The organism is Leucobacter komagatae (genome assembly GCF_000834055.1).
Lineage (GTDB): Bacteria > Actinomycetota > Actinomycetes > Actinomycetales > Microbacteriaceae > Leucobacter > Leucobacter komagatae_A.
In genome coordinates, this window is the sequence record NZ_JXSQ01000001.1 from 309,298 (window position 1) to 334,842 (window position 25,545).

A 25,545-nucleotide genomic window follows, 5' to 3' on the forward strand; every position below is an offset into this window, starting at 1 on the left:
GTAGACTGGATACACCGACTTGAAGGGAATGCGAAGCATGGGTTTTTTCACGAAAGACGCACCTGTTCCGGCAGCGGGGGGAGCCCTCAAGCCCCTCTCGAAGGATCGCATCAAGCATGCGCTTGAGCAGGCGGGCTGGTCATACAACGTTGACTCCGATGGCGATATCGGCGGCGGCTGGGAATACGGCTCGTTCTTCTTCTTTGTGAACGGTGACAACGACGAGCTGCTCTGCGTGCGCGGATTCTGGCGCGGGGTGCTCGGCGAGGCCGAATACACCCAGGCGCTCGAAGCGGTCAACGAGTGGAACCGCGACAAGTTGTGGCCAAAGATGTACGTTGCGCGCGATGACACGGGCGCTGTCCGCATCAACGCGGAACTCAATGTTGACTACGAGCACGGTCTCACTGACGAGCAGCTGTCGCAGCATCTGCTCTGCGTGGTGAACACGAGCATGTCGGGCTTCGAGCGCATGAACGAGCTGTTCCCTGAGGCCTGGGAGAAGGCAAAGCCGACGGAGTAGGTTCCGCCGCAGTACATCCAGCCAAGCACGAGCATAGGAACCCAGTGTCCGAACGTTTCCAAGTCGACCTCTCAGGCATGGTCGATCTGCTCTCGCGGCACCTGTATTCAGGTCCGCAGGTGTATCTTCGCGAGCTCATTCAAAACGCCGTCGACGCTGTCACGGCGCGCGCTGCCCTGGACCCGGCGGCGCCGTCAACGATCCGCCTGCGCACCGGCAGTGATGCTGCCGGTGCCGCCACACTCGAGGTCGCAGATACCGGCGTCGGGCTCACAGCTGACGAGGCGACCGAACTGCTCGCGACGATTGGGCGTTCCTCCAAGCGCGACAGTGTGCTCGGGGCGGGGCGCGCAGAGTTTATCGGGCAGTTCGGCATTGGCATGCTCGCAGCGTTCATGGTTGCCGAACAGATCGAGTTCACCTCGCGCTCCGCGAAACCCGGGGCTGTGCCAATCCGGTGGGAGGGGCGAGCCGACGGCACCTTCGACGTCACCGAGCTCGCGCACACTGATGCGGAGATCCCGGTCGGGACGACCGTGCGGCTGACCGCCAGGCGCGACGCCGCCCACTGGCTCGCCAACGAGACGGTGCTCGAGCTCGCCCGCGAGTACGGGTCCCTGCTCCCGTTTGACGTCGCGATGCTCGTCCCCGTCGACGGCGGCACTGACGTGTGGCGGCGGATCACCGAACCGGAGCTGCCCTGGCGTATCGCATATCCGAGCGGATCGGCGCGCTCGCGCGCCCTCGCGGAGTACTGCGAGCGCACGTTCGGGTTCACCCCGCTCGGTCATATCGACCTCGACCTGCCGGTCGCCGGTGTGAGCGGTGTCGCATTTATTCTGCCGCAGGCGGTGACCCCGGGTTCCGGCCAGCACCGGGTCTACATGAAGCGCATGCTGCTCAGCTCCCGCTCCGACCGCGTGCTTCCCGAGTGGTCCTTCTTTACGCGGGCGGTCATCGACAGCGACACTCTCTCGCCGACGGCCTCGCGCGAACAGCTCCACGACGACGAGATCCTGCTTGGCGTGCGTGAGGCGCTCGGAGAGCAGGTCAAGCGCTGGGCGCTCGACACGCTCCGCCAGCCAAGCCAGCTCGCACGCAAGGTGCTCGAGACGCATCACCTTGCGCTGCGCGCCCTCGCCCTCACAGACTCAGCGATGCTTTCGCTCGTGTCGGAAGTGCTCCCGTTCGAGACGAGCGACGGGCCGATGACGCTCGCAGCAGTCGCCGAGCAGGGCGAACTCGTCTACACGTCGACGACCGAAGCGTTCCACCGGGTTGCCGCCGTTGCGCGCGCGCAGGGCCTCGTTGTCGTGAACGCCGGCTACGTGTACGACGCTGACCTGCTGGCGAAGCTCGCCGCCCTGCCTGGCTGGCGGGTGCGCGAGCTGTCTTCCGCCGACCTCGTGCAGGTGCTCGGAATGCCGGGCATTGAACGTGAGATGGCCGCTGCCGGCGCACTGAGCACGGCGCGGGGCGTCCTCGCCGAGGCCGACTGCGACGCGATCCTCCGATCCTTCGAACCGGAGAGCGTGCCTGCCGTCCTGCTGCGCGACTCAGAGGGGGAGCACCGACGTGACCTTGACAGGGAACGCAGCGAGGCCCCGGATCTTTGGGACGGGCTGCTGGACTCGTTCGCGGGGGACACACACGTGCGCACGCGTACGCTCGTGCTCAACGACCGCTCGCCGGTCGCGCGCCGGCTCCTCGCGGCTCCAGGAGGCGAGATCTTCGACGCTGGACTGCGCTCGCTCTACCTCTCGGCGGTGATGCTCGCGGGTGAGGGGCTGCGCTCGGCTGAGTCGGCAGCGCTGTCGGACTCGCTCGGTGTGCTGCTCGGCGCCGCGCTCGAGAGCCCGAGCCCATCAACCGAACTCCCGAACTCCGACTCCTGAGGAACGCTATGTCTGTCGCGGAACAGCTCCACAATATCCGGCACATGCCATACGGTACGGCCCGCACAGCAGCTGCGGAGGCCGTCGCGCGCAAGATCGATGCTGAGGGGCCGCGTGAGCACCTCGCCGAGGCGCTGCTTGATCTCGTCGAGGCGTACACCTTTGGCGGCGAAGGCGCGAAGTCGTTCGTCACGTTTGCCCGCGCACTCAGGCTGTGGGATGCGAGCCCCGAACTGTTTGACGAGAGCGACGAACACAACCTGTTCTGGGAGTTCAAATGGGTTGCCGGCGACCTTGCCGATTACCCGCAGATCACGAGGGCACAAGCTGAGGCGTTCCTCGACGACATGCAACGCCGGTTTGAGCTGCAGGGAAGCGGGCTGTCAGCGGTGCGCGCCGCGCGCTTCGGCTGGGCCTGGCAGTCGGGCTCGCCCGGTGCGGAAGACGCGAGGACAGCGTGGGTAACGAACCAGCGCGACGTGTTCGACGATTGCCGCGCCTGCGTCATCGGCAGGCAGACAGATTTCTTCGTCGAGCAGGGGCGGTTCGACGAGGCCCTCGCGCTCGGACTCACGCAGGACGGCAAGTGCAATATCGAGCCAGCGAAGACGTTTCATGCGACCGCGCTCGCGGCGTTGCTCACCGGTGACTCTGCTGCCGCCCTCCAACTCCACAGGCAGGCCGCAGCGAGCGAGACTAGCGCGAACCGTGACCTCGCTGCGTCCCGCGGGCAGAGCTTCGAACTGCTCGCTCGAGGCGGCCAGATCGAGCGGGCGCTCAGGGAATTGCGCGGGGACTACCGGGAACTCGTCACCGAGGCCTCGTCTCCGCTGCAGCATCTGCGCTTCTTGCTCGGGCTCATCGCGGGGCTTTCCGCGAACCTTGATCGCGGCGATCTCGGCACCGGGATTGTGCTCGAGGGCACGAGCAGCGATGCCACCGTTGCCGAGCTGCACGCATGGGCGACGCGGCGGGCGGGTGACCACGCGAGGGCGCTCGATGCGCGCTCGGATTCTCACTACTACGCGGAGCTGCTTAACCGGTCGCTCGGTGCGACCCTCGCTCCTCAGCCGCTCGAGCCCGTGCCTGAGCCCGCGCCTGAGTCGGTTCCGGCCGAGCTGGGGGCCGAGAGCGCACAATCGGCCGCGGGCTCGGGAACCGCTCGGAACGGTGCGGCTGCAACCCACCCGGACGCAGCACCCAACGCCGTCAATGGGTCGACGGGCCAGGCTGGTCGCGGTTCTGTGCTCGGCAAACTCTGGGACAAGCTCACTGAACGCGGTGCCGCACCGGCGGCCTCTGGTGCAGGCGATGGCGAGCCGGTCGTCGACGCTGAAGGGCTGCTCGCGAGAGCCGAAGAAGCGGCAGCGCGCAAGGACTATGCGGCAGCAGTGCGTGACTATGTGAGCGCAGCCGCAGCGCTTGAATCCGACGGGTGGATCGAACGCGCCGGCCTCGCCGCCGCTGAAGCAGGACAGTGCGCAGCGCTTCACCAGGACGAGGTGCGCGCACACGAGTGCTTCGCTAGCGCGGTGCCGCTGCTCGCCTCAGGCGGCGCGGATGCCGGCACCCTCGCGGCGGTGCTCGCTGCGTGGGCGCCAGTGGCAGCGCGCATGAACGACCCTGAGCCGCAGATCACGGCGACAGCGGCTGCGCTTGCTGCGCACGGAGACTTTGACGCGACGGGGCTCTCAGATGAGCTTGCCGAGCGGCGGCGGCAGGAGTGGCTCGTTGAGCGAGCGACGCTGCGCGACACGCTTGCCCGCGCGCTCGCGGCAACACGGGGTGGGGTGTTCGGCCAGGACCTCGACAGTGGGCGGGCGGCCGCCGAAGCGTTGCGCGCCGGGGAAGAGTTCGCCCAACTCGGGATGCTCGCTGACGCGTCGCATGCGTTCTGGCTTGCGGGGAAAGTGCACGTGGACCGTGGCGATACCGAGGCGGCTGTGTGGGGTCTCGAGTCAGCATTCGAGGGGTTCACCGCGGCGAAGCAGCGCAAGGAGCGGCTGCTCGTCGCGGGCGAGCTCATCGAGCTCCTCAGGCAGACGGGGCAGGCCGAGCGGGCCGAGCAGCTCGTTTCTGAGCTGACTGGCGGCTGACACCGAACCGCGAGTCTGGCGGGAATGCGGCTGGCGCACCAACAGGGAGCATGCTCCCTGTTGGTGCGCCAGCCGGAGCGCTAGCTCATCGACACGAGAATCTTCACTTCGCTGCGGTCGTTCAGCAGCTTCTCGTAGCCATCCTTCACGATGTTGTCGACCGTGATCTTGCTTGTGATGAACGGGGCAAGGTCTACCAGGCCTTCGTTCACGAGACGGATAGCCTCGGGGTGGGCGTTTGCGTAGCCGATAGCTGAACCGAGCACCCTGTCCTGCATGGTGAGCTGGCCGGTGACGTTGAGCTCGTACGGCTTCTGGTGCAATGCGATGACCTCGAGGCGGCCGTCTGCGCCGAGCGACGCGAACAGCTGATCGAGCACGACACTCACACCGGCTGCGTCGAATGCGAACGCGGCCATTGCACCGCCGGTCGCCTCACGGACGACATCGGCGAGGTTCTCCGCGGAGGGATCGACCACGATGTCTGCGACTCCGGTGTCCTTCGCCTTGGCGCGACGTTCGGGGGAGACCTCGCTGACGATCGTCTTCAGGCCGTACGCGCGGAGCACCGCAGCGGTGAGTAGGCCGATCGGCCCTGCGCCGCCGACGACCGCGAACTCGCCCTTGGCGGAATCGGCGCCAGCGTGACGGACCGCGTGCAGCGATACGGCGAGCGGCTCGATGAGTGCCGCCTGGTCGAGCGGCATCGCGCCCACCTGATGCACCCAGCGTGCTTCAACAACGATGTGCTCGGACAGTCCTCCGCCGAGGCCCGAAATGCCGATGAAGCCCATCTTCTCGCACAGGTTGTACTTGCCAGCCTTGCAGGCGTGGCACACTCCGCAGACCATGAGCGGTTCAACGGCGACATGGTCGCCGACAGCGATCCCGGTCACGCCCTCGCCAACTTCCTCGACGACGCCAGAGAACTCGTGTCCGAACACGACGGGGAGGGTCTCGCCAGAGATGGGGTGCGGTTCAGAATCGGTCGGGCCGGGCGCCATAGGCCCGTCGTGATAGAGGTGGAGATCGCTCCCGCAGATCCCATTAAATGCTGGGGCGATCTTGACGGTTCCCGGTGTTACCGTTGGCTCGTCGATCTCCTCGATGCGAACGTCGGTCTTGCCGTAGTAGCGAGCTGCTCTCATCACGTTTCCTCCTGCGTATCGTGTCTTGTGGACACCTCCACCCTATGGACTTGGGATGTCCCGGCTCTCAGCTCTGATCGATAGGCTGATAGCTTCCCTTGGCGTGCTCTGGACAGTTCGAAGGGCAGGCGCACACCTCAGCTCTCTTGGCTACGTGCTCGTCTCCGTGGCGAATCGGTGCATTGCCTCATCGCCCTCACCTTCGAGGCCCTCGTAGGTCCACCCGATCGCGGTAAAGAACGCGCGGGCCGCAGCGTTTTCCCTGTCTACGAATGCGAACCATGAACGAGCAGGCGGGTGGTTGGGCCACGCTATGGTCGCGGCGATCGCCACACGGCCGAGCCCGAAGCCGCGACGAGCTGGGTCGATTGCGAGGTCCGTGATTGCGTGAGCACCATCCGTGCCTGCCCACACCACGCCGACGAGTGCGATGGGGGCAACCTTTCCCGAACTCGGGTGGGGTGCCTCGATGACGAGCTGCACACCGTCCGGGCTCGTGAGCGCATGCGCGAGCCAATCGAGATCGAGCGGGCCGAGTTCGCGCTCGAGAGTTTCGTCCGTGAACCACCGCTGGATCCACACCCAGTCATCGCGCGTCATTCGCCGGGCGGACGCACCGCCACCAGTCGCTCTTACCCCTAGCTCCGTTGCCATGTTCCGAACGTATCAGGAGAATCGTTGGAAGTGGAGGCAAGGAAGCACTCGAGTACCCGAGCCGCGGTTGTCGCGCGTCATGCGCCGGAATAAAGCTCGACAGCGGCGACGAGCGCACATAGGCTACAGACAGCATATTGATGAGTCTCGAGGGGGAGCGACGATGGTCCGACCTGATTTCCGCGCAAGCATCACGGCGGCGTTCGCCGCGCTCGCGCTGATCGCGACGCCGGTTGCCGCGAACGCGGTTCCCCTTGAGCCGCCCATCGACGTCGACCCGACGCCCACCATGGAGAAACCGGAGCCGCTCCCTGGCTCCGCAGACAGACAGTTCGACTCGGTAACGGCGCGCGAAATACCGCTCGGAGAAGGCGTAATGCCATTCGACATCGCGGTCACCGCTGACGGGACCACCGCCTTCGTTACTGGAGCGCATGTTGGGGCCGTGTTCGTCGTTGACCTCACGCCGGGGGCAGAACGGACCGTCGAGACGGTCGACCTTGCCGGAGCGCTCGGTAAACCGAAGCTGAAACCGACGTTCTTGACTCTCAGCGCTGACGAGGAGACGGTGATCGTCGCCGTGGAAGACGGCTTCGACGGCGGAGTCGTGGCAATCGACCGTGATCGCACGGAGCCAGCCGCAGCGCGTCTCGTTTCCATTGGTCAGGGGTCGCTCAACGAAATCGTCGCGACGGACGCTGGCGTCTTCGGCGCGTCTCCTGACGGCAGACTCTACCGCTTCAACTCCTCCGGCACGCAGCTCTTGGACAACGTGAAACCGGACCTGCCCGTGTCGTTCACCGCAGCAGGAATTGACCCAGTAACGGACGACTTCATGGCTATCGGCCCGAGGACGGACGGGGGGAAGACGGGGATTGCCGCGTTCACGGATCAGGGATTCCTTGGGCCGGTAACGAGCCGCGGCACAGAGCGGCTGAGCGTCATCGATGACATCGATCAGATCGGTTCACAGGTGTTCTTCGCCGGAGGCGCAAGCGTTGGCACAGTCGACATCGCCTCGGGAACAGAGCCGGTGACCATCTACACACACGCTATTGGGGAACTGATGGCGGGCGTGTTCGCGGAGCGTTCAGGATACGACGAGTACCCAGAATTTGTGCCGCCAGACCACCAGCGCGTATACGGCGTCTCGATCGAATGGGAAATGCTCCTCGCCACGGATCTCGAAGGTAAAGTGCGCAGTCCTTCCTACCGGCAGACTGGGGAGGCAACTGAGGTGGTCCCCAACCTGAAAACGGGTGCGCTGTATGCCGCCAACCGCGGGTGGTCGAGCTCCCCGGGGAGCACGATTACGGTTGTGGACAGGCCTACCGTCTCCGCACCAACTCAGCAGTGTGAAACCGCTGACTACAGCGTCACAGTCGCGGGCATCAAGAGTGAGTTCACTGGCGCGAACAAGGACGTCATGATCAGCGGTGTGCAGTGGCAGATCCGTGAGGGTGGAGCCGGGGAGTGGGTCGACCTTGCAGGGGAAACCGGCACAACGCTGAGCGGCGTTGAAACTGCCGCTCACGCGGACGGGACGCAGGTACGCGCACGCTGGCTCGACGATTTCTGGGCCCAGCGCGGCGAGACCTCGGCGGTGTCGCTGTGCGCGGATGAGGTCGAGCTCACGCCGCCAACGATTACCGATCCGCAACAACTCTCAAACGGCACCGTGGGAACGGCGTACGACGAAGTGCGGTTCACCGCGACTGGCGACGAACCGATTCGGTGGACACTCACCGTTACCGGGCCGAACGGCCCGATTGACGGTCCGCCACCAGGGCTCACGTTCGATCCGGAGACAGGGAAGCTTTCCGGCACACCGACAACAGCTGGAACCTATACGCTCACGGTCACCGCGACGAACGAGGCTGGCTCAGACTCGAAAGACTACAAGCTTGTGGTGGTGGAGCGTGCCGTTGTGCCCGATCCGCCCGTCGTATCGCCCGATCCCCCCGGGACGCTCCCCGGCTCGCCTGGCCCGCTCCCGGAAACCGGCGGAAGCGGCTCGGCAGCGGGGCTCGCGCTCGGCGCCCTGCTCCTCGGGGCCGGGCTGTGGGCCACGCTCAGCAGGCGAACGGTGTTCCGTTCGGGCAAGTAGCCGCCGGTCACGACACGCTGACACCGCGCTCCGCGAACACCCGTTTCGCGACGAGCACGGCATTGAGAGCTCTAGGAAACCCTGCATACACGGAGGTGTGAAGGAACGCCTCAACGATCTCGTCAGGAGTGAGGCCGACGTTGAGTGCCGCGTTGATGTGCACGTCAAGCTGAGGCTCGCAGCCGCCAATAGCAGTGAGCGCGCCGAGCGTCACAAGCTGCCGCTGGCGGTGGTCGAGCTCTGGGCGACTATAGATATCGCCGAACGCGTGCGCAACGACCTGGTGCGCGAGCTCGGGCGCAATATCAGCGAGCGAGTCAAGCACGCGCTGTCCGGCGTCGCCATCGATCGTGTCGAGAACCGCCTTGCCTGTTGCGAAGCGCTGCTCTCGGACCGAGCTGTTGGTGTTATTCATGTGGTGTCCTCTCGTTGCCATCGCGCGCGGCGATCTGCCGCTCATAGGTGGAAATCTTGGTGCGAAGCACGCCCTGATTCAGCCGCAGCTGCTCGATATTGGCAGCGAGGGCTTCCTCATGGCGCCGCAGTAGTGCCAACCGCGCAGCCAAGGTTCCGTCCCCTTCAGCACGCAGGAGCGCATACTGGCGCATCGTGGCGATCGACATTCCGGTCGACCTGAGCCGGAGGAGGAAACTGATCCACTCGATCTCACCGGCGCCGTAGCTGCGCCGGTTTCCGCCGGTTCGCGTGACACGCTGGATCAGTCCGGCGCGCTCGTAGTAGCGCAGCGTGTGCGCGCTGACACCAGAGATCTTCGCCATTTCTGCCACGGAATAGCCGCTGTCCACTGCCTCTGTCTGATCCATGCGGCCACACTACAACTTCGAGTGCGCTCGCAGTCCAGCCCACCGTCTGGCGTGCGATACTCAAACCAGCGTCCGCGCTTACTGCGGTGGGCCCACTGCGACGAGCCAGCGGGCGAAGCCCGGCCCCCGCCATGCCCTGGCAGTGCGCGCCGCACGCGCGGATCCCCTCCGGCCCCGCGCGCCGACCACGAAACGGGAGCAGGAAATGACGGAGTTCTGGCGCAACGCTGCGATGCCGCAGCTTGAGGCCAGGCGGTCGTGCCAGGAAAACTCCTGCTACCGCAGCCACACCCACGACACTTTTTCGCTCGGCGTCATTGAAGCTGGAACCTCTCGCTTTCGCGCGACACCACACGGCCCCGTTCAGCTGCAGCCGGGGGACACCATCGCGATCCCCGCCGGGCACGCGCACGCCTGCAACCCGGACGACGGCAGGTGGCAGTATGAAATGATCCACATCGATGAGAGCTGGGCTGCAACGCTCACGCCGGAACGCCGTGGGGACGAGCTGTTCAACGCCATCACCGTCTGGCGTCAGCCCGAGTTACGCGCAACAGTGACGGGGTGGACTGAACTGCTCTTCACCGGTGCGCCGCCGGAACGCATAGAACACGGGCTGCGCGGCGTGCTCGCCGCATTGCGAAGGGCGCCGATCCACCAGCGCTTCACGCGCGAGCGAGACCCCGAGCTGCTTGATCGCCTCGCCCCCGCAATCGACCGACTGCAGCGTGACACCGCGAACCCGCTTCTTGACGACCTCGCGTGGCAGATCGGAATGACGAAATACCAGCTCGTGCGCGCGATGGGGACGGCCACCGGGCTCACCCCGCTCGCGTGGCGCCAGAACGCACGCATCGTTCGCGCCCGCCACCTGCTCCGCGCTGGCACTCCCATCGCTGAGACAGCGCACGAGCTCGGCTTCACCGACCAGAGCCACTTCCACCGGGTGTTCCGCGCTCACGTCGCGGCATCGCCGGGTGCGTACAGGGGCTGAACGCAAGAACGTACAAGACCAGGCCCGCGCGGATCTCGATACTTGAGGCAGCGGCTGGCAGGCGGCCGCGGACTATCGGGAGAGAAGCGCGGCCGCACATGGAACAGTTCGTTGCAGTCGCTGCCGCACATTTCGTCGCCCTGCTCATCCCCGGCGTCGATTTCTTCCTCATCGTCCGCGCCACGACCACGGGCGGCTGGAAGAACGCGACGGGGGCGTGCGCCGGCATCGCCGCGGCGAACGGGATCTTCATCGCCGCAGCGTTCTCCGGGATGTCCGCGATCTCGCAGCCGGCGCTGCTCGCGGTGATCCAGCTCGCAGGCGGGGTGTTCCTCATCGTCATGGGCGTCGCGTTCTTCCGGTCGCCTGCAGCGGTCTCCCTCGACGGCGGCCCGCGGCCCGCGGGCGCAACGTGGGCGAAGAACTTTGGGCTCGGCCTCGCCTCGGGGCTGCTCAACCCGAAGAACGCGCTGTTCTACGTGAGCCTCGCCGCCGCGGTGTCGACCGCCGCCCCCGCGGCGCTTCTCGGCTACGGCCTTTGGATGTTCACCGTGGTGCTTGTGTGGGACCTGTTCGTTGCCCTCGCACTCGGCACCAGGCGGGCCCTCGATCGGATGCGGCGGATCCTGCCGTGGCTCACGAAGCTCGCGGGCGGCGTGCTCGTGCTCTTCGGCGGCGCGATGCTCGTCACCCTCGCCGTGCGAGTCGCCGGCTAGGCCTTTGGCGAAGCTATCGAATCCCAGACCTCGCCCAGCAGGCGGCGCTTCAGCTCTGGCGGGATGACCGCTGTCTGCTCGATTTCCATAGCCCGACTCTACCCGCGGGTTGCATGCACACACCATCGCGAATGCAGCCCCGTGCACCCGGTGACCCGGTGAGCCGGTGGCCCGGTGACCCGGTGGCCCGGAGCGCCGAGCGCTAGCCGATTGGTAGAATTGCGGCAGTCATGGAGGCCGCCGCCGCGAGCGCTGGCGGCCGATGCCGGGCTCAACGCCGCCAAACGAGATGGATCCGCTATCGCCCACGCACCGAGCCAAGAGGCCGCAGTCACCTGGACCGAGGATGGTCGCGCCGTAACCGCGGCCTGGCTCTCGGCGAATGACCGCCCCGCGCCCAAAGCAGTAACCGTCGTCGACGATCGGCTCACCGCCGACCAGGCCGTGCGCTACGCGGCGCAGGGCACAGCGATGCTCTGGCGGGGCGACTTCCACAACGCGAAGCAACTGCTCAGCGCGATCGACCGCCGCCTCGCGAAGGGAAGCAAGAAAAAGCCCGCTACTCGCGTCGGAGAAACACCCGCCGAGGAGTTCTACCGGATCCGCCAGGCTCGCGCCCAGCGCTCGCGCATGCTCTCGCTCGTGCTCGTGCCCCTCGAGCTCAGTTCCGGCCCGGGATCCGCCGTGCTGCCGCTGCCGCGTGCGCCGCGCGTCGGGGACGCCGTCGAGTTCGCGTTCGGCCAGCTTGCGGAAGGCGCTGGCGCGCTCGCCGCAGTGAGCCTGCAGGAGCTCACGGGTGTGCTCAGCGCGCACCAGTGGTTCCTCAACGGCGTTGATGTCCCGAGCCTCGGGGCAAAGATCCACCCGCACTACGGAACCTTCTTGCCGACCCGCCACGAGTACGTCGACCTTGTCGCGCAGGCGCCGCTGCCGAGTCTTGACCTCGCGTTCGACATTGGCGTCGGCACGGGCGTGCTGTCGGCGGTGCTCGCGAACCGCGGCGTGCAGCGCGTTATCGGCACTGATATTCATCAGCGCGCCGTCGACTGCGCGAGTGACAACTACGCGCGGCTCGGCATCGCCGACGTCGCGACCGCGCAGCTCGGCAGCATGTTTCCCGCTGGGCGCGCCCCGCTCATCGTCTGCAACCCGCCGTGGTTGCCTGGGAGCGCTGCGAGCACGCTCGACGCCGCGGTCTATGACCCGGGCAGCAAGATGCTGCTGCAGTTCCTCCAAGGCCTGCCCGATCACCTCACCGACGATGGTGAGGGCTGGCTCGTACTCTCAGACCTCGCCGAGTTACTCGGGTTGCGCACGCGCGACATGCTGCTCGACGCGATCGCGCAGGCCGGGCTCGCCGTAGTGGATCGCCTCGACACCGTGCCAACGCATCGCAGGGCGGGCGATACCGAAGACCTGCTCCACGCCGCCCGATCGCGCGAGGTCACCTCGCTGTGGCGGTTGCGGGTGGACACGTAGCACGCGGGCGCCGGTGTAGTGTTCGGGTGCCTGGTACCCGGTGCTCGGTGCTCGGTGCCTGTGCCCGGTGCCTGTTATTCAGTCCCATCGGGGGAGTAGGGTCTGAATCGCCCCTGCTGATTGGTGTTTGGGCGAGGCCGACAAGCCACACGAGGCGATAGCGCAGCACCACGGTCGCGTCCCCGAGTGAACCACACTGATTGGTGCGGGCGGGGATGTCGTGTTTGGTGTTTGGTGTTTGCTCTGGCGTGCTGCGGTGGTGCCAAGGTGCGTCGAGGCAGCTGACGAGCGAACTCAACGAGAAGCATGACAGCAGCACACATGTATAACAATTATGTCTCGCATGAATGCTTATGTGTCAGAATTCTCGCATGATCAAGCGAATCCTTGCCGTTGCCGCCATGTCACTATCACTGCTCGCGCTCGCAGGCTGCTCCGATTCTTCCCAGGATGAGGCCGATGCCGACACGGCGGCGGCCGAAACCACTGAAGCTGAAGCCTCAGATGGGGACGCAGGCTCTCCCGAAGGCACGCGAGCGGATCCGTTCCCGTTGGGAACTCCGATCATCGAGGGTGACTGGACCGTCACGGTCAACAGCGTCGCGCTCGCCGCTACCGAACAGATCTTGGCTGAGAATCCGTTCAATGACCCGCCTGAGGATGGGCAGGAGTACATCCTGGTGAACGCGACCATCACCTACGACGGCGATGACCCTGACGGTAGCTTCGCCACGGCGATGTTCGAGTATGTGTCCACCGAGGGGAACACGATCAACACGTTCGATAATCTGGTCGTGGCTCCTGACTCGCTCGACGCGATGACGACACTCTACGCAGGCGGCTCGGTCACGGGCAACATAGCCTTCGCGGTACCTTCGGCGACGGCCGGCGACGGTGTAATCGCGGTCCGTGCTGAGGTGCTCTCTGACAAGGTCTACGTCGCCGTTCGCTAAGCATTTTCCCGGCTGAAGACGTTGCTGGGCCCTCGAAGTCCGGGGGTCAGCCTGGGGCCGCCACCATGTACTGCCCGGTGCCGGGGAGCGCGCTGTCGGGGAGCTCGGTGGCAAGGCGATCGGCCGCGCCAGCTCCGTTTTCCCCTGAGGCTTGGCCCTCGAGAGTAACCCCGGCGAACTCCATAGGTACGCCCTGCGCCGTCCAGAACGATGCCCGATCCATGAGCTGCGCGTGGACGTGCGGCTCGCTGCTGTTGCCCGAGTTGCCGCACGCGCCAATGGTCATGCCCGCGGTGACGCGGTCGCCCACGGATACCTCCACCGATCCCTGCTTGAGGTGCGCGACAGCCGCGTAGGCGCCGTCAGCGCCGCGGATGGTCACGTGGTTGCCGACAACGAGCCCAGTTCCTCCGAGCTGGCGGAGCATTCCCTCGATAGTGAGATACCAGAACGCGAGGGTATTCGAGCGGGCCCTGTGGTCTCGCCGCCAGTCCGATGCTCGCACGACAGTGCCATTGATCATCGCGTACACGGGTTGCCCGAAAGTGGAGTATTCATCAGGGGCGCGCATCGCGGTCTCGCCGAATGGGGGCGGTGTGGATCCGGCAGGTTCGTGGATCAAATCGATTGCGTATGCCTGGCCGAAGGCGCGCGTTCCGTGGCTTGGAACCTGCGTGGCCGGGCTGTTCAACGCAAACCACCTCCCGGCAACAGGCGAGCGCACAACTGTGCTGGGCGAGCGCAGTGCCTCGGGGATCCGCTTCGGTACGAGGGAAGAGAGCACCATGGACAAGATCATCGCCAGGATCGCAGCGCCTACGATGATGGCCCACGAGCGGCTCGCCGATCGGGGGAGTGTGAACTGTAAGACGATGACGTTAACGAGGAGAACCGCCGCCGCGGCGGCGAACAGCAGCCCGCGGATGCGGTACAACGCGAGCACTACTGCCCGCATAGTTGCACTCATCGTTGAGCCCCCAAGATGCTCGTGAGTAGGGGCACCATGCGGGCAACCGGCACCTCGTAGCTTCCGCGGCCGCTCTGTCGTACCCAACCGGCCGCGACGAGCTGCCTGAGGTGGTGATGGAGCTGCCCGGTGGTGCCAAGAGACGCGATCTCGGCAAGTCCTGCGGTCGCGTGTACGCCTGACATGATGTGCCGCATGAGCTCGAGCCGAACGGGGTGACCGAGCGCCGCGAAAGAAGCCGCGTACCCGGTCCAGTCCTCACCAAACATGTCGGCTGTGGCCGTCGCCTCCTGCCAGGCGACAGGTGAGCCGTCGGGAAGCGTGACCGAGCCGACGATCATCACGATGCCGTCTTCGGTCGTCGGGTGCTCTGCACGCTGCGCTTGCAGCCCCGTCAGCGCCCAGAAGTCGTCTTGGGTGACGTCTGTGGGCTTGGCCGAGGTAGTGGATCCACCGTCGACGCGGGCATGGTTTCGTGCGGTTTTGCGCTCGTTTCGCACCTCGGGGGCATCCGGGGACGAGCCCTCTAATCGGGCGACGCGCGCTTCGAGCGCCGTGAGTTCTTGCCTGAGCGCCGCGTCGGTATCTTGCACAACTCCGATAATACGTTAATCCAACTAAACGTACAGGCGGATCTGGGTGAAAGATTTCTGCGGGCGCCGTGAGCGTTGTCGGGATCATCGTGCGGGCGCGGGGCGGGCGTAGGAGCGGCGGAGCGGCCAGAGGGGCTGGAAGCCAGGATCGCATGAGGCTGCCGAAGCCGCCCGAGGCTGCCCGAGGCTGCAGGGCAGCATGAGTACTCGGGTGCACTCGAGTGGCCGCGGGGAATGGTCGGTATTCGCTGTGGGTCTGGTGGTGTCGAAACAGTGTCAGTGCCCCCGGCTGGACTCGAACCAGCGACCGACAGATTAGAAGGCTGTTGCTCTATCCACTGAGCTACGGAGGCGAACATATCGAGAGTACTACGCTCGCGGGTCCCTTGCGTGCCTCGCCCGCGTGTGGCCTAGATTGGTGCACACGAGAAGCGCTGTCTTGTACAAGCGGCCGGGACCAGGGTGGCGACCCCATCCCCCGAAACCTGAGTGCAATCTACCTGCCGGGCCCAGAAAAATATCCAGGACAGTACGGGTGGGGGATAGGATTCTGATGGCTTGCCCACATCGGGCAGGTACGGAAACCCGAGGGGGACAGGTGAGTGAGAGCGTCATAGTGCCCCCGGTGCTTTATCTCCCGATCGTTCCCGCGACGAACCAGGCGGGCGAAGAATTCGTTGTGCGACGGCTCTCGAACGGCCGCTACGGAATTCTCGCGTATACCGCGCTCGACAGGCTCGCGAAGAGCTGCGGGGCCGAGCAGCCTTGGGTGCTGCTGCCCATTGAACAGCTCGAGCGAGTGAAAGAAGTACAACCCTTCGACGTGGTCGCGTTCGACCTTGACGTGCCAGAGACGCAGCGCAGCGCGGACCGGCTCCGATGAACGAAATCTACGTCGATCGAGCAGGCATGGAGTTGCGGCTCAACACCCTGGTGGAGCGCGTCGACGCGGTCGACGCTGCGCTCCGCAAGATGCCCGCGATGCCCGACGGTGGGATCGCAAGTTCCATGATCTCGTTTATCGCCGGAGCCGGTGCCGAGGCAGCCGGCCTGGGGGCGAACACCGCGCGGCTGCTCAGTGCTGTCGCGAGTGACGTCGTTGACGACCTCACCGCGACTGACACCCGCATCGCCGAGGAACTTCGCGAGATGGAGAAAGGCCTCGACGCTTCATGAGCATCGACCTGAACATCCCGGGCGATCCATCGGCGATCCACGCCCTTGCCGACTGGCTCTCGCAAACGAAGGATGCGCTCGTTGAGGTCGACCTCGAGCTCGCGTACATCGCCGGCGACTCGCACCTGTACCTCGGCGGCGAGGCGGGGAACGCGTTTCACGAGGCCGCGGGAACCGTGCGCGACAGAATCAACCCCGTCAGCCCGTATCTTGGCTCCGCTGCCGAGGTCTTCCACGCCTATGCCCACCGACTCGAGCGGGGAGTTAGGGACTTCGACTCCTACCTGGCTCAGTGCCGCGAGCAGGGGCTGCCCGTGTATGGCAAAGTCGTTATGCGCCCGACGTCGAGCGCTCAGGTGTGTGCCCAGCCGGGTGTCGACGCCGAATGGGATCTCTTCATGTCGCGCTCGCGCACGTACACTGACCTGTCTGAGCGGGTCGGCAAGTGGTGGGGTGAGCTCGAAGCGTGGATCGCGGAGCATATGACGCCGCTGCTCGCCGACATTGACAAGTTTGCGCCGCTCAACGCGGCGTTCAACGGGCTTGCGCAAGACAACGACGATATCGTCGCCCATACGTTCACGGGAACGGATCTGCTGACGCAGGATCAGCTCACGAAGTGGCGAGAGCACGCGCAGACGCTGCAGGACGACGCGGACAAGTTTCAGAAGGGCCTGCGGTCGAACAACCCTGCGGTGAAAGCCGCGGCTGAGGAAGCGAATCCGCGTGCCATGCGGCAGGCAGTCAACGGTATCGTCGACGACATTCACAGCGTCAGCAAGGCTGGGAAGCTCATTCCCGTTGCCGGAAAAGTCATCGAGATCGTGACTGCTGCCGGCGCGATCGCCGACGGCGAGTCGGGATCGTCGGTGCTCGTTGAAGCTTTCGCCGGCGCAGGGGGCGGGGCCGCGGTCGGCGGCACGATTGCGGCGTTTGGTGGGCCCGTCGGGTGGGTAATTGGTGGCGTGGTTGTCGGAGGCGTCGCGATCGGGGCTGGTGCCCGATGGGGCTGGGAATCCGCGGTGCCGATCAACACCCGGGAGGCGATCGACGGATGGCTATACGACGGGACTTCGCTCTGGCAGGGCCCGCAGCTCGCGAAGTAGGGACAAAGATGACTGACTCAAGCGCGCAGAGCGTGCTGCTCCGGCCCAACATCCCCACGGGGGGCAGGCCGATCCTGCCCAAAGCGAGGCAGCTCGGCCCGGCGATGCTCGGACTCAGTGTCGTGCCGGCAATCGCAATCATCATTGCCCTAGTCGACTCGCGGGTGGGCTTCAAGCTGCTGATGGCGAGCCTCGCCGTGACGATGCTCGTGCTCATTCTTGCCCTGTTCTTCCGCGTCAAAGCGCTGCAACCGGGGGCGGTGCGCATTGCCGCTGCGGGCGGACTCCGCTTCATCCCGCCGAAAACTCATCGCGCGACCTTGGTCGCCGTGCCGCTCTCGCTACTGCTCCCGGTGGTCGTCCTCCTCCTGATCCGCGCACTCGACCTTCCCACTCAGGCCAGTTCCTCGCGGCTCATGGCTGCGTTGCCCATTGTGTTCGTGGCTGTGTCGCTCGGTTCGCTCGCCGTCGTGGCTTGGTCGATGCGGATCCCGGCTGGCCTCCAACTCGCCGCAGACGGGCTGCATGGGGTCCGCGGAGGCAAGCTCATCAACCTCAGCTGGGCCGACATCGTGAGCGCCGCACCAGCGGGGGTTCACGGCCCGCGGCTCATGGTGATGACGCGCTCCGGTGGTGCGTTCGTCATTGACGGGAACCACCTTGGATCCGACCCCGCGATTGTCGCGAGGGTGATCGAGTTCTACTGCGCGCACCCTGCCCGCAGGGATGATCTTGCGGACGGCAACGGAGCGATCCGTGCGGTCGAGGCTGCGGCTCGCTAGCTCGCTGGCACGCGGCGAGCAGGCTTCGTGAGCTGCAGGCCCGTGGGAGCTGAGCTCGACTGGCAAGCGGGTTAAGTGACAAAAGTTACGCCATATCACTACTGCTGAAGCCATAAATGTCGGTGGTCCGTGGTGGAATTCAGACATGACTTCTTCACTCGAGATCCGCGCAGAGGCAATTCACGGCCTCGAATCCGTTGCGCGTGAGCTCCGCAGAGCCGAGGCGAGGCGTTTCGAACTGCTCGCACGCGGCTATCGGGCGCTTCCTCCCGGGGAAACGCACTTGCGGGCCTACCGCGCCGAGGCCGCGCTCGCGCTCGGTCTCACCGAGTACCGGGTCGACGCCCTGCTCAGCCTCGCTGCCGAGCTTGCGGAGGACTACTGTGACACCGAATCGCTTCTTCGCGAGGGGCGGATCACGGTGGCCCACGCAGAGGTCATTACCGCAGCGGGGCACGTGATTACCAACATCGTTGCCACTGGCGTCGACGCGGCGGCGGGAGCCGAAGTCGCAGAGAAAACTGTGCTCGCGTCTGCCAGGCGAAAGGAATACGAGCACGCCGTGCTTGCGTATGCCCTCGAAGAGTCACCGAATCGACTCAAGCCGATTGCCAAGCGCCTGGCAGAGCAATGGTCGGTTGAGTCAATCGAAGCCAGGCAGGCCGCCGCTACAGCGCGTCGTCGCGTGACTGTCGTTGAGCTGGCGGATGGGATGGCGGAGCTCCGCGTCTACATGCCCGCTGTGCAAGCGTTCGGGCTGCACGACCACCTCACTCGAATCGCGAATGCGGTGAAACGGAAGACCATCCCGGCCCCGCCAGTGCCGCATCTCCCGGGAGCGGGCCCAGACGGCACCGCCGGCGGCGTAGCCACCGCAGGAGCAACCGCCGACGGAGCCGCGCTAGACAGCAGCGAGGACACTCGCGGCGCAGATGAGATCCGCGTTGACGCGCTCCACGAGTTGCTTTCCCGCGACCCGTTTGTTGCCGCTGAGATCGGGACGCGGCGCGTCGGGGCAGAGCTCCGGGGGCGCGTGCAGCTCGTGGTTACGGCTGACGGACTCGACGCGCTGCTCGCCAGGCACGGCGGCACGGTGATCCGTGACACGGAATCGCGGCCGAGCAGCAGCGATCCCGCGGAGAACGCCACGGTGAAATGCGAACTGCAGGGGTACGGCCCCGTTTCCATAGACGCTGCGCGGCCGATCATCGCCTCGCGGTCGCAATGGGACCTGCTGACCGTGTGCTCCCACACCGGCGAAGTCATCAGAACGGACAGCTACCGGCCGGCGAAGCCGCAGGAGCGCTTCCTTGTCGCGAGGGATGGCCACTGCAGGTTCCCAGGGTGTGTGGCCCCCACGCACCGCTCGGAGATAGACCACACCTTCGATGCGGCGCTGGGCGGGCCCACAGCAACGGACAACCTGGCACACCTCTGCCGCAGGCATCACACGCTGAAGGGCAGCTCTGACTGGACTGTCGAACAGAGAGCCGGGGGAGTGCTCGACTGGACCTCTCCAACCGGGCGAACCTACATAGACAGGCCACCCGACCGGTTGCCCGAACGACGAACGTCACACTCCTCGCGGCGCAGCCGAGTTCGGTTCGAGCCGGTGGGCGCGAGCGCCTCGCCGGGCAGCTCAACCGAGGACTTCACGCCCGAATTCTGAGTGTGCGTAGTGACCAAGGTCACGCCACACGGCCCGCACGGCCCGCACGGCCCGCACGGGGCCAGGCGCGAGCCGCTACTCGAACCTGTTGACGAGCGCGAGCGCCGCGCGCTCAATGTAGTCGCGGAAGGCGGCGTCGTGCATTGGCGGCAGCTCGACCTCGTCGAGGGCGGCATGCATGTGCTTGAGCCAGCGCTCCTTCGCATCGGGCGTGACAGGGAAGGCGTTGTGTCGCATCCGCAGCCGGGGGTGACCGCGCTGCTCCTGGTAGGCCGACGGCCCGCCCCAGTATTGCTCGAGGAACGCCTGGATGCGCCAGGTTGCGCCCTCCCAGTCATCCTCCGGGTACATCGGCGCGAGCACCTCGTCCTCGCGAACTCCGCGGTAGAACGCGCGGGCGATCTTCTCGAACGTCTCGGAGCCACCGACCTGAGACCAAACTGTGTCGGTGACCGCGTGACCGCTCTCGCCCGAACGAAGGGTGAGGCGCGGCGGAGGCGTTTGCTCACCCTGTGACGTCGAGACGCCGCCCTGGGAGCCGGTCGGTTCGGTGGATTCGCGCTTCGCGGATCGCTGGTCGTCGGTCATGCTTCTCCCTTTGACAGGCGGGGGAGCTCATCGGAGAGGCGGATGCCTTCCTCAGCAAACCGCTTGCGCAGTTCGGCTCTGATGCCCCGCTGCACCTCCCATTGTGCCTCGGGTCGGGTGCGAATGGCGAGCCGCAGCGTTGCGCGGTCACCAAACACGCTCTCGAGTCCGAGAAGCTCGGGCTCACCGGTCACCTTTCGTGCGAACCTTTCGGTCGTCAAGAGGCTCTGAGCCGCGTCGATGGCGATCTCCGAAACATGGGTGAGATCCTGGTTCGCGTTCACGGTGAAATCGACAAGCGCCCGCCCCCAACCCTGCGAGGAGTTGCCGAGCGTGAGGATCTCACCGTTTCGGATGAACCAGAGTGTGCCGTCGAGTGCGCGCACCTGCGTTACACGGATGCCGACATTTTCGACCGTGCCCGTGATCTGGTCGACCGTGATGAGGTCACCGACGCCGAGCTGATCCTCGAACACCATGAAGATGCCGTTGAGCACGTCCTTCACAATGTTCTGGGCGCCGAAGGCGAGGCCGGCAGCAACGATACCGGCCGAGGTCAGCACTGCACCGAGGTTGACCTCGAGAACGCTCAGGATCAGGAATACCGCGATGACGGAGACCGTCCACGTCACGACCGCGCGCCCGACGGAGCCGAGCGTGCGAGTACGCTGCACAGCGCGTGCGTGGATGTAGGGAGCGGCACGCATCTCCGACGTAGTGTCGACGTTCTGCGAACGCTTCACCCCCCCGGACGATCTGCGCGACCGTTCGGTTGAGGAGCTTGAGGAGAAGCCAATTCGCGACGACAGCCGCGACGAGGATTCCCACGATCCAGAGCGGTTTCTCCCACGCGTGTAAGAAGTCAACGAAGGCCGAGTTCACGGCCTCCGCGACATCTCCAGCAACGTCCCCGTCGTCGGCAGTCAGGTGAAACATTAGACCCTCGCGTCAGCCGCCTGGGCAACCAGTGCCCGCTCGACGCCAGCGAGGTGTTCGACAACCATGCGGCGCAGCGCTGCCGGCGCCTCCGCGTTCGCAGCAAGCCACGTGGCGGTTGCCTCTCGGAGTTCCTCGTTCGCAAGCGGCGACGGGTAGAAGCCGTCGATGAGCTCCTCGGCAATCGCGTAGCTGCGTGACTCCCAGACTGCGAGGAGTTCTGCGAAGAACCGATCAACGTACGGAGTGAGGAGCGAGCGATCCTGCGCGCGGAGGAAGCCGAGGCCTGTCGCGCGGACGATCGCGTTTGGCTTGCCAGCGGCTTCCCACACCGACGCCCAGGCGGTCGCCTTGTCGGCTGCCGTCGGAAGTGCAGCGCGCGCGTGCGCAGCCGACTGGTTACCGTTCGCCGTACGGTCGCTCTCGAGTGCTGCCTCGATTTCATCCGCGGTTGCGCGGCCTCCCGCTGCGAGCGAGATGAGGAGCTCCCAGCCAAGATCCGTGTCAATGTCGAGCCCGGTGAGCGGAGTTCGCTCTTCGAGCAATGCGAGCACCTGGTCGAGTTGCGCTTCGGTGCCGGCGAGGCCCGCAAACGACTTCACAAACTGGAACTGGTTGTCCGAGCCTGCCTCGGCCCGCAGTGCGAGCTGCCACAGCGCGTCTGCGACTCGCTCCAGGGTAGCCTCGCGCTTCTCGGGTGCGACATAGCTCGACGAGGCGAGCACGAGCTGCTGGATCACGGTGCGGAGCATCGTCGAGTTCGTCTCGTGCTCGACGTGTGCGAGCACAATGTCTACGAACTGGCTCGCAGGGAACTCGCCATCGCGGGTTGCATCCCAGAGCGAGCTCCAGACGAGCGAGCGGGCAAGCGAATCTTCGATCGAGCCGAGCTGCTTGCTCGCCGTCGCAAGGGAGCGCTCATCGAATCGGATCTTTGCGTACGACAGGTCCTCGTCGTTGAGCAGTACGAGTGCTGGCTGCCGCACTCCGACGAGCTCGGGGACCTCAGTCGTGACCCCGTCAACGTCGAGCTCGAGGCGCTGCGTGCGCACGAGCTTGCCGTCCTGCTCCTCGTAGAGGCCCACCGCGATGCGGTGCGGGCGGATCGTCGGGTAGTCCGCTGCAGCGGACTGCGCGATCGTGAACGATGAGAACGCGCCGTCAGCGTAAACGGTGAACTCGGGGCGAAGCGTGTTCACGCCGGCAGTCTCGAGCCACTTCTTTGTCCAGTCGCTCAAGTCGCGGCCACTGCGGGCCTCGAGCTCCACCATGAGGTCGGGCAGCTCGGTGTTCGAGTGGTTGTGCTTCACGAAGTAGTCGTGCACGCCACCCATGAATGGCTCGCGGCCGACCCAGGCGACGAGCTGCTTGAGCACCGAAGCACCCTTAGCGTAGGTGATGCCGTCGAAGTTCACGAGTACGTCTTCGAGGTCGCGAATCTCAGCGACGATCGGGTGCGTCGAGGGGAGCTGGTCCTGCCGGTACGCCCACGACTTCTCGCTGGCGACGAAGGTCGTCCAGCTGCCGGACCATTCGGTTGCCTCGGCGGTTGCGAGCACCGACATGTACTCTGCGAATGACTCGTTGAGCCACAGGTCGTTCCACCAGCGCATCGTGACGAGGTCGCCGAACCACATGTGGGCGAGCTCGTGGAGGATGGTGACGACGCGCCGCTCACGCATCGCATCGGTGACCTGGCTGCGGAAGACGTATGCCTCGGTGAACGTGACCGCGCCGATGTTCTCCATCGCGCCCATGTTGTACTCAGGCACGAAGAGCTGATCGTACTTGTCGAACGGGTACGGGTAGTCGAACTCGGACTCGAAGAAGGCGAAGCCCTCGCGAGTCTTGTCGAAGATGTAGTCGGCGTCGAGGTACGGCGCGAGCGACTCGCGGCAGAAGACGCCGAGGGGGATCACGCGACCGTCGGAGCTCGTGAGCTCGCCGCGCACCTCACGGTACGGGCCCGCGATGAGCGCGGTGATGTAGCTCGACATGACGGGGGTCTTGCCGAAGGTCCAGGTCGCGATCTCCTGCTCGGCCCAGTCGGCGCCCTGCGCGGCTGCCTTGGTGCCTGCGGGAGTCGGCTCGGGTGTCGGCTGGTTCGAGACGACCTTCCAGCGCGCCGGCGCGGTGATCGTGAACTGGAACGTTGCCTTAAGATCAGGCTGCTCGAACACGGGGAACATGCGGCGCGAGTCAGGAACCTCGAACTGCGAGTAGAGGTAGACCTCGCCGTCGGCGGGATCCTCGAAGCGGTGCAGGCCCTCTCCGGTATTCATGTAGCGCATGGTCGAGCGGATCCGCAGCGTGTTCTCGGCGGCGAGACCAGGGATCTGGATGCGCGAATCCGCGAACAGCTCGGCTGGGTTCAGCTCCGCGCCGTTGAGCTCGATTGATTCGACCGAGTCAGCAATGACATCGATGAAAGTTGCGGCGCCAGCGGTGGCATCGAAGCGGACGGTGGTGTCCGCTGCGAACGTCTCAGGGCCAGTGGTGAGATCGAGTGCGATCTCGTAGCTGTGGCTCGTGACGATGCTTGCCCGCTCCTGGGCTTCAACGCGGGTGAGGTTCGTTCCTGGCACGGTACTCCTTGTGAGAGGTGACAACAATCTGTAATGGCATAAGCCTATGCCCGTGGACCATCAAAGGGCTGAGCAATAAGGTGGGAAGTATGACGCGCCCCCTCGGAAATTCTGACCTCACTGTCTCGGCAACCGGTCTCGGCTGCAACAACTTCGGCCGCCCAGGCTCGGCAACCGAACACCAGGACGGCACAGACGCGGTGATCCACGCGGCGATCGACGCCGGGATCACGCTCTTTGATACCGCCGACCTCTACGGCTACTCCTTCGGACGAAGCGAGGAAATGATGGGGCGCGCCCTCAAGGGACGCCGCGACGAAATCGTGCTCGCCACGAAATTCGGCTACCCGGAGTCGGGCGCGCCCTACGAGGGGGCACGTGGTTCCCGGGAGTTCATTCGCGCATCCATCGAAGGCTCGCTCAGCAGGCTGCAGACCGACCGTATTGACCTCTACCAGATCCACATGCCCGACGAAGCGACGCCGATCGCGGAGACCCTGGGCGCGCTCGACGAGCTCGTTCGCGAGGGCAAGGTCAGGGCTATCGGTCACTCGAACTTCTCGGCCGAACAGATGCATGAGGCCGCCCGCGTGGCTGCGGAACTTGGCGTCACGCCGTTCGTGAGCGCGCAGAACGAGCTGAGCCTCATCAACCGCGAGAGCGATGCTTCGGTGACGCCCGCCGCACGCGACCTCGGCCTCGGGCTGCTGCCGTTCTTCCCGCTCGCCAACGGACTACTCACGGGAAAGTTCACCCGCGATCACTTCCCGGCGGACTCCCGCATCATGCGGCAGCGCGCGCACGTTGCCCATGACGCGAACTGGGATGCGCTGGACGCCTACCGTGCGCTCTGCGAGGAGTGGGGCGTCACCATGCTCGAGGCGACCTTCGGGTGGATGCTCACGCACGAGCCGATCTCGAGCGTGATCGCTGGTGCGACGAAGCCAGAGCAGGTGCGGCAGAACGCGTCGGCAGGGGAGGCCTTCCGCCCGAGCCAGGAACAGCGTGACCAGATCGACGCGCTGTTCCCGGCGCCAGCAACGGCATAGCTTGCGCTAGGCGGCCTCGTCGGAGACAGCCTTCGCCTGAATGGAACTCGTGGCGGCGGCGCGCAGGGCGACCATCCTGCGCGCGTGCACCCGCCGACCGATCCGCTTCGAGATGAACTCGACGAGGAGGCCGATCGCGAACGCCGTCACGAGGCCCAGCATCAGTGCCAGCAATGGGTGGCTCCCGAAAATATTGCCGAAGATCGCGCCGATTGCGATTGAATACGCGGCCCAGAAGACCGCGGCGAACGCTGCAGCGATCGTGAACTTCCACGCGGGATACCTCGTCGTCCCTGCCGCGAGATTCACCGCGGTGCGACCCACAGGGATGAAGCGCCCCGTCATGATGAGGATCGGCCCGCTACGCATAATGGCACGCTTCGCCCAGTTCAGGGTGCGTTGAGCACGCCTACCGCTCAACCACTTCGGGTTCCTCGCCCCGAGCCGGCGGCCAATCCAATAGACCATTTGATCCCCGGTGAACGCCCCGACCGCGGCAATCGCACCGAGCAGCCAGAGCGTGTTCGGGTGATCCGCGACGACCACTGTCGCGATCGCGATAATGACCGACTCAGACGGCACCGGCGGAAAGATTGCGTCGATGATGCACAGCGCCAACACCACGAGCAGTACCCACGGTGATTCAACCGTTGTGAGCGCAAACGTCTCAATCGCGTTCGTTACCCATTCCCAAACACTCAAGCC

General features: G+C 65.5%; 24 protein-coding genes and 1 tRNA gene. 14 read left to right on the forward strand and 11 right to left on the reverse strand.

All coding sequences use genetic code 11. The annotated features are described in order from the left end of the window. The first annotated feature begins 37 nt into the window (after window positions 1-37). Genes SD72_RS01425 through SD72_RS01435 form a run of 3 tightly spaced genes read left to right on the forward strand, consistent with a single transcriptional unit; the run spans window position 38 to window position 4,514 of the window. A complete protein-coding gene (locus SD72_RS01425; protein WP_042542614.1) occupies window positions 38-523 on the forward strand; it encodes a YbjN domain-containing protein in 486 nt (161 codons plus the stop codon). A gap of 44 nt (window positions 524-567) precedes the next feature. Next, the gene (locus SD72_RS01430; protein WP_042542615.1) at window positions 568-2,418 is read left to right on the forward strand and encodes an HSP90 family protein; all 1,851 of its coding nucleotides are present in this window, start codon (window positions 568-570) and stop codon (window positions 2,416-2,418) included. Between the two features lie 8 nt (window positions 2,419-2,426). Continuing rightward, window positions 2,427-4,514, forward strand: a complete 2,088-nt coding sequence (locus SD72_RS01435) for a hypothetical protein (RefSeq protein ID WP_042542616.1) — start codon at window positions 2,427-2,429, stop codon at window positions 4,512-4,514. Window positions 4,515-4,594: 80 nt separating this feature from the next. On the opposite strand, the gene SD72_RS01440 is transcribed toward SD72_RS01435, so the two are convergent. Further along, window positions 4,595-5,662 (reverse strand): alcohol dehydrogenase catalytic domain-containing protein, encoded by a 1,068-nt coding sequence (locus tag SD72_RS01440; RefSeq protein ID WP_042542617.1) that lies wholly within the window; start codon window positions 5,660-5,662, stop codon window positions 4,595-4,597. 150 nt (window positions 5,663-5,812) lie between these two features. Next, a complete protein-coding gene (locus SD72_RS01445) occupies window positions 5,813-6,316 on the reverse strand; it encodes a GNAT family N-acetyltransferase (protein WP_198141817.1) in 504 nt (167 codons plus the stop codon). A gap of 163 nt (window positions 6,317-6,479) precedes the next feature. Between SD72_RS01445 and SD72_RS01450 the strand changes: the two genes are divergently transcribed. Next, a complete protein-coding gene (locus SD72_RS01450) occupies window positions 6,480-8,423 on the forward strand; it encodes an Ig domain-containing protein (protein WP_042542618.1) in 1,944 nt (647 codons plus the stop codon). A gap of 7 nt (window positions 8,424-8,430) precedes the next feature. Here SD72_RS01450 and SD72_RS01455 read toward each other — a convergent pair whose 3' ends face one another. Further along, on the reverse strand, window positions 8,431-8,838 hold the full coding sequence (locus SD72_RS01455; RefSeq protein ID WP_042542619.1) for a carboxymuconolactone decarboxylase family protein: 408 nt from the start codon (window positions 8,836-8,838) through the stop codon (window positions 8,431-8,433). Continuing rightward, complete coding sequence (locus SD72_RS01460) at window positions 8,831-9,247, reverse strand: MerR family transcriptional regulator (protein ID WP_042542620.1); 417 nt, start codon at window positions 9,245-9,247, stop codon at window positions 8,831-8,833. Before SD72_RS01460 ends, SD72_RS01455 begins: the two co-directional genes overlap by 8 nt. Window positions 9,248-9,452: 205 nt before the next feature. Between SD72_RS01460 and SD72_RS01465 the strand changes: the two genes are divergently transcribed. The 4 genes from SD72_RS01465 (at window position 9,453) to SD72_RS01480 (ending at window position 13,389) form a co-directional block, all read left to right on the forward strand. Next, a complete protein-coding gene (locus tag SD72_RS01465) occupies window positions 9,453-10,241 on the forward strand; it encodes a helix-turn-helix transcriptional regulator (protein WP_042542621.1) in 789 nt (262 codons plus the stop codon). A 98-nt stretch (window positions 10,242-10,339) separates the two neighbouring features. After that, window positions 10,340-10,957, forward strand: coding sequence for a LysE family translocator (locus SD72_RS01470; RefSeq protein WP_042542622.1), 618 nt, complete (start codon window positions 10,340-10,342; stop codon window positions 10,955-10,957). Window positions 10,958-11,176: 219 nt separating this feature from the next. Further along, window positions 11,177-12,436 carry a methyltransferase gene (locus SD72_RS01475; RefSeq protein WP_232299596.1) on the forward strand — a complete coding sequence of 420 codons (1,260 nt, stop codon included), beginning with the start codon at window positions 11,177-11,179 and terminating at the stop codon, window positions 12,434-12,436. A 371-nt stretch (window positions 12,437-12,807) separates the two neighbouring features. Then, a complete protein-coding gene (locus SD72_RS01480) occupies window positions 12,808-13,389 on the forward strand; it encodes a DUF4352 domain-containing protein (RefSeq protein WP_052492378.1) in 582 nt (193 codons plus the stop codon). Between the two features lie 46 nt (window positions 13,390-13,435). On the opposite strand, the gene SD72_RS01485 is transcribed toward SD72_RS01480, so the two are convergent. From SD72_RS01485 to SD72_RS01495, 3 genes are all read right to left on the reverse strand, one after another. Beyond that, on the reverse strand, window positions 13,436-14,356 hold the full coding sequence (locus SD72_RS01485; RefSeq protein ID WP_232299597.1) for a M23 family metallopeptidase: 921 nt from the start codon (window positions 14,354-14,356) through the stop codon (window positions 13,436-13,438). Next, window positions 14,353-14,949, reverse strand: coding sequence for an ArsR/SmtB family transcription factor (locus tag SD72_RS01490; protein ID WP_042542624.1), 597 nt, complete (start codon window positions 14,947-14,949; stop codon window positions 14,353-14,355). Before SD72_RS01490 ends, SD72_RS01485 begins: the two co-directional genes overlap by 4 nt. 280 nt (window positions 14,950-15,229) lie before the next feature. Continuing rightward, a tRNA-Arg gene (locus SD72_RS01495) sits at window positions 15,230-15,302 on the reverse strand. Window positions 15,303-15,547: 245 nt separating this feature from the next. Between SD72_RS01495 and SD72_RS01500 the strand changes: the two genes are divergently transcribed. The 5 genes from SD72_RS01500 to SD72_RS01520 all read left to right on the forward strand — a co-directional run bounded on the left by SD72_RS01500 (window position 15,548) and on the right by SD72_RS01520 (window position 19,682). Continuing rightward, window positions 15,548-15,832, forward strand: coding sequence for an SAV_915 family protein (locus tag SD72_RS01500; RefSeq protein ID WP_232299598.1), 285 nt, complete (start codon window positions 15,548-15,550; stop codon window positions 15,830-15,832). Next, on the forward strand, window positions 15,829-16,125 hold the full coding sequence (locus SD72_RS01505; RefSeq protein ID WP_042542625.1) for a hypothetical protein: 297 nt from the start codon (window positions 15,829-15,831) through the stop codon (window positions 16,123-16,125). Before SD72_RS01500 ends, SD72_RS01505 begins: the two co-directional genes overlap by 4 nt. Further along, complete coding sequence (locus tag SD72_RS01510; protein WP_042542626.1) at window positions 16,122-17,231, forward strand: hypothetical protein; 1,110 nt, start codon at window positions 16,122-16,124, stop codon at window positions 17,229-17,231. The genes SD72_RS01505 and SD72_RS01510 overlap by 4 nt, the downstream gene beginning before the upstream one ends. Before the next feature lie 8 nt (window positions 17,232-17,239). Then, on the forward strand, window positions 17,240-18,013 hold the full coding sequence (locus SD72_RS01515) for a hypothetical protein (RefSeq protein WP_042542627.1): 774 nt from the start codon (window positions 17,240-17,242) through the stop codon (window positions 18,011-18,013). A gap of 145 nt (window positions 18,014-18,158) precedes the next feature. Continuing rightward, window positions 18,159-19,682: an HNH endonuclease signature motif containing protein gene (locus SD72_RS01520; RefSeq protein ID WP_042542628.1), complete on the forward strand. Its 1,524-nt coding sequence runs from the start codon at window positions 18,159-18,161 to the stop codon at window positions 19,680-19,682. 75 nt (window positions 19,683-19,757) lie between these two features. Here SD72_RS01520 and SD72_RS18435 read toward each other — a convergent pair whose 3' ends face one another. From SD72_RS18435 to pepN, 3 genes are all read right to left on the reverse strand, one after another. Further along, window positions 19,758-20,270, reverse strand: a complete 513-nt coding sequence (locus SD72_RS18435) for a globin (protein ID WP_084766666.1) — start codon at window positions 20,268-20,270, stop codon at window positions 19,758-19,760. Further along, the gene (locus tag SD72_RS01530; RefSeq protein ID WP_232299599.1) at window positions 20,267-20,944 is read right to left on the reverse strand and encodes a mechanosensitive ion channel family protein; all 678 of its coding nucleotides are present in this window, start codon (window positions 20,942-20,944) and stop codon (window positions 20,267-20,269) included. Before SD72_RS01530 ends, SD72_RS18435 begins: the two co-directional genes overlap by 4 nt. A 261-nt stretch (window positions 20,945-21,205) precedes the next feature. Then, window positions 21,206-23,791, reverse strand: a complete 2,586-nt coding sequence (gene pepN, locus SD72_RS01535; RefSeq protein WP_042542629.1) for an aminopeptidase N — start codon at window positions 23,789-23,791, stop codon at window positions 21,206-21,208. Between the two features lie 89 nt (window positions 23,792-23,880). Here pepN and SD72_RS01540 point away from each other — a divergent pair, with 89 nt between their 5' ends. After that, window positions 23,881-24,840 (forward strand): aldo/keto reductase, encoded by a 960-nt coding sequence (locus tag SD72_RS01540; RefSeq protein ID WP_042542630.1) that lies wholly within the window; start codon window positions 23,881-23,883, stop codon window positions 24,838-24,840. 6 nt (window positions 24,841-24,846) lie between these two features. Here the strand turns inward: SD72_RS01540 and SD72_RS01545 are convergent, their stop codons facing one another. Next, window positions 24,847-25,542 (reverse strand): DedA family protein, encoded by a 696-nt coding sequence (locus tag SD72_RS01545; RefSeq protein WP_052492380.1) that lies wholly within the window; start codon window positions 25,540-25,542, stop codon window positions 24,847-24,849. Between the last annotated feature and the right edge of the window lie 3 nt (window positions 25,543-25,545).

Bases quoted from the DNA above. Each gene is read 5' to 3' on its own strand.
- SD72_RS01425 (WP_042542614.1), top strand. From the start codon at position 38: ATGGGTTTTTTCACGAAAGACGCACCTGTTCCGGCAGCGGGGGGAGCC.
- SD72_RS01435 (WP_042542616.1), top strand. From the start codon at position 2,427: ATGTCTGTCGCGGAACAGCTCCACAATATCCGGCACATGCCATACGGT.
- SD72_RS01440 (WP_042542617.1), bottom strand. From the start codon at position 5,662: ATGAGAGCAGCTCGCTACTACGGCAAGACCGACGTTCGCATCGAGGAG.
- SD72_RS01445 (WP_198141817.1), bottom strand. From the start codon at position 6,316: ATGGCAACGGAGCTAGGGGTAAGAGCGACTGGTGGCGGTGCGTCCGCC.
- SD72_RS01450 (WP_042542618.1), top strand. From the start codon at position 6,480: ATGGTCCGACCTGATTTCCGCGCAAGCATCACGGCGGCGTTCGCCGCG.
- SD72_RS01455 (WP_042542619.1), bottom strand. From the start codon at position 8,838: ATGAATAACACCAACAGCTCGGTCCGAGAGCAGCGCTTCGCAACAGGC.
- SD72_RS01460 (WP_042542620.1), bottom strand. From the start codon at position 9,247: ATGGATCAGACAGAGGCAGTGGACAGCGGCTATTCCGTGGCAGAAATG.
- SD72_RS01465 (WP_042542621.1), top strand. From the start codon at position 9,453: ATGACGGAGTTCTGGCGCAACGCTGCGATGCCGCAGCTTGAGGCCAGG.
- SD72_RS01470 (WP_042542622.1), top strand. From the start codon at position 10,340: ATGGAACAGTTCGTTGCAGTCGCTGCCGCACATTTCGTCGCCCTGCTC.
- SD72_RS01480 (WP_052492378.1), top strand. From the start codon at position 12,808: ATGATCAAGCGAATCCTTGCCGTTGCCGCCATGTCACTATCACTGCTC.
- SD72_RS01485 (WP_232299597.1), bottom strand. From the start codon at position 14,356: ATGAGTGCAACTATGCGGGCAGTAGTGCTCGCGTTGTACCGCATCCGC.
- SD72_RS01505 (WP_042542625.1), top strand. From the start codon at position 15,829: ATGAACGAAATCTACGTCGATCGAGCAGGCATGGAGTTGCGGCTCAAC.
- SD72_RS01510 (WP_042542626.1), top strand. From the start codon at position 16,122: ATGAGCATCGACCTGAACATCCCGGGCGATCCATCGGCGATCCACGCC.
- SD72_RS01515 (WP_042542627.1), top strand. From the start codon at position 17,240: ATGACTGACTCAAGCGCGCAGAGCGTGCTGCTCCGGCCCAACATCCCC.
- SD72_RS01520 (WP_042542628.1), top strand. From the start codon at position 18,159: ATGACTTCTTCACTCGAGATCCGCGCAGAGGCAATTCACGGCCTCGAA.
- SD72_RS18435 (WP_084766666.1), bottom strand. From the start codon at position 20,270: ATGACCGACGACCAGCGATCCGCGAAGCGCGAATCCACCGAACCGACC.
- SD72_RS01540 (WP_042542630.1), top strand. From the start codon at position 23,881: ATGACGCGCCCCCTCGGAAATTCTGACCTCACTGTCTCGGCAACCGGT.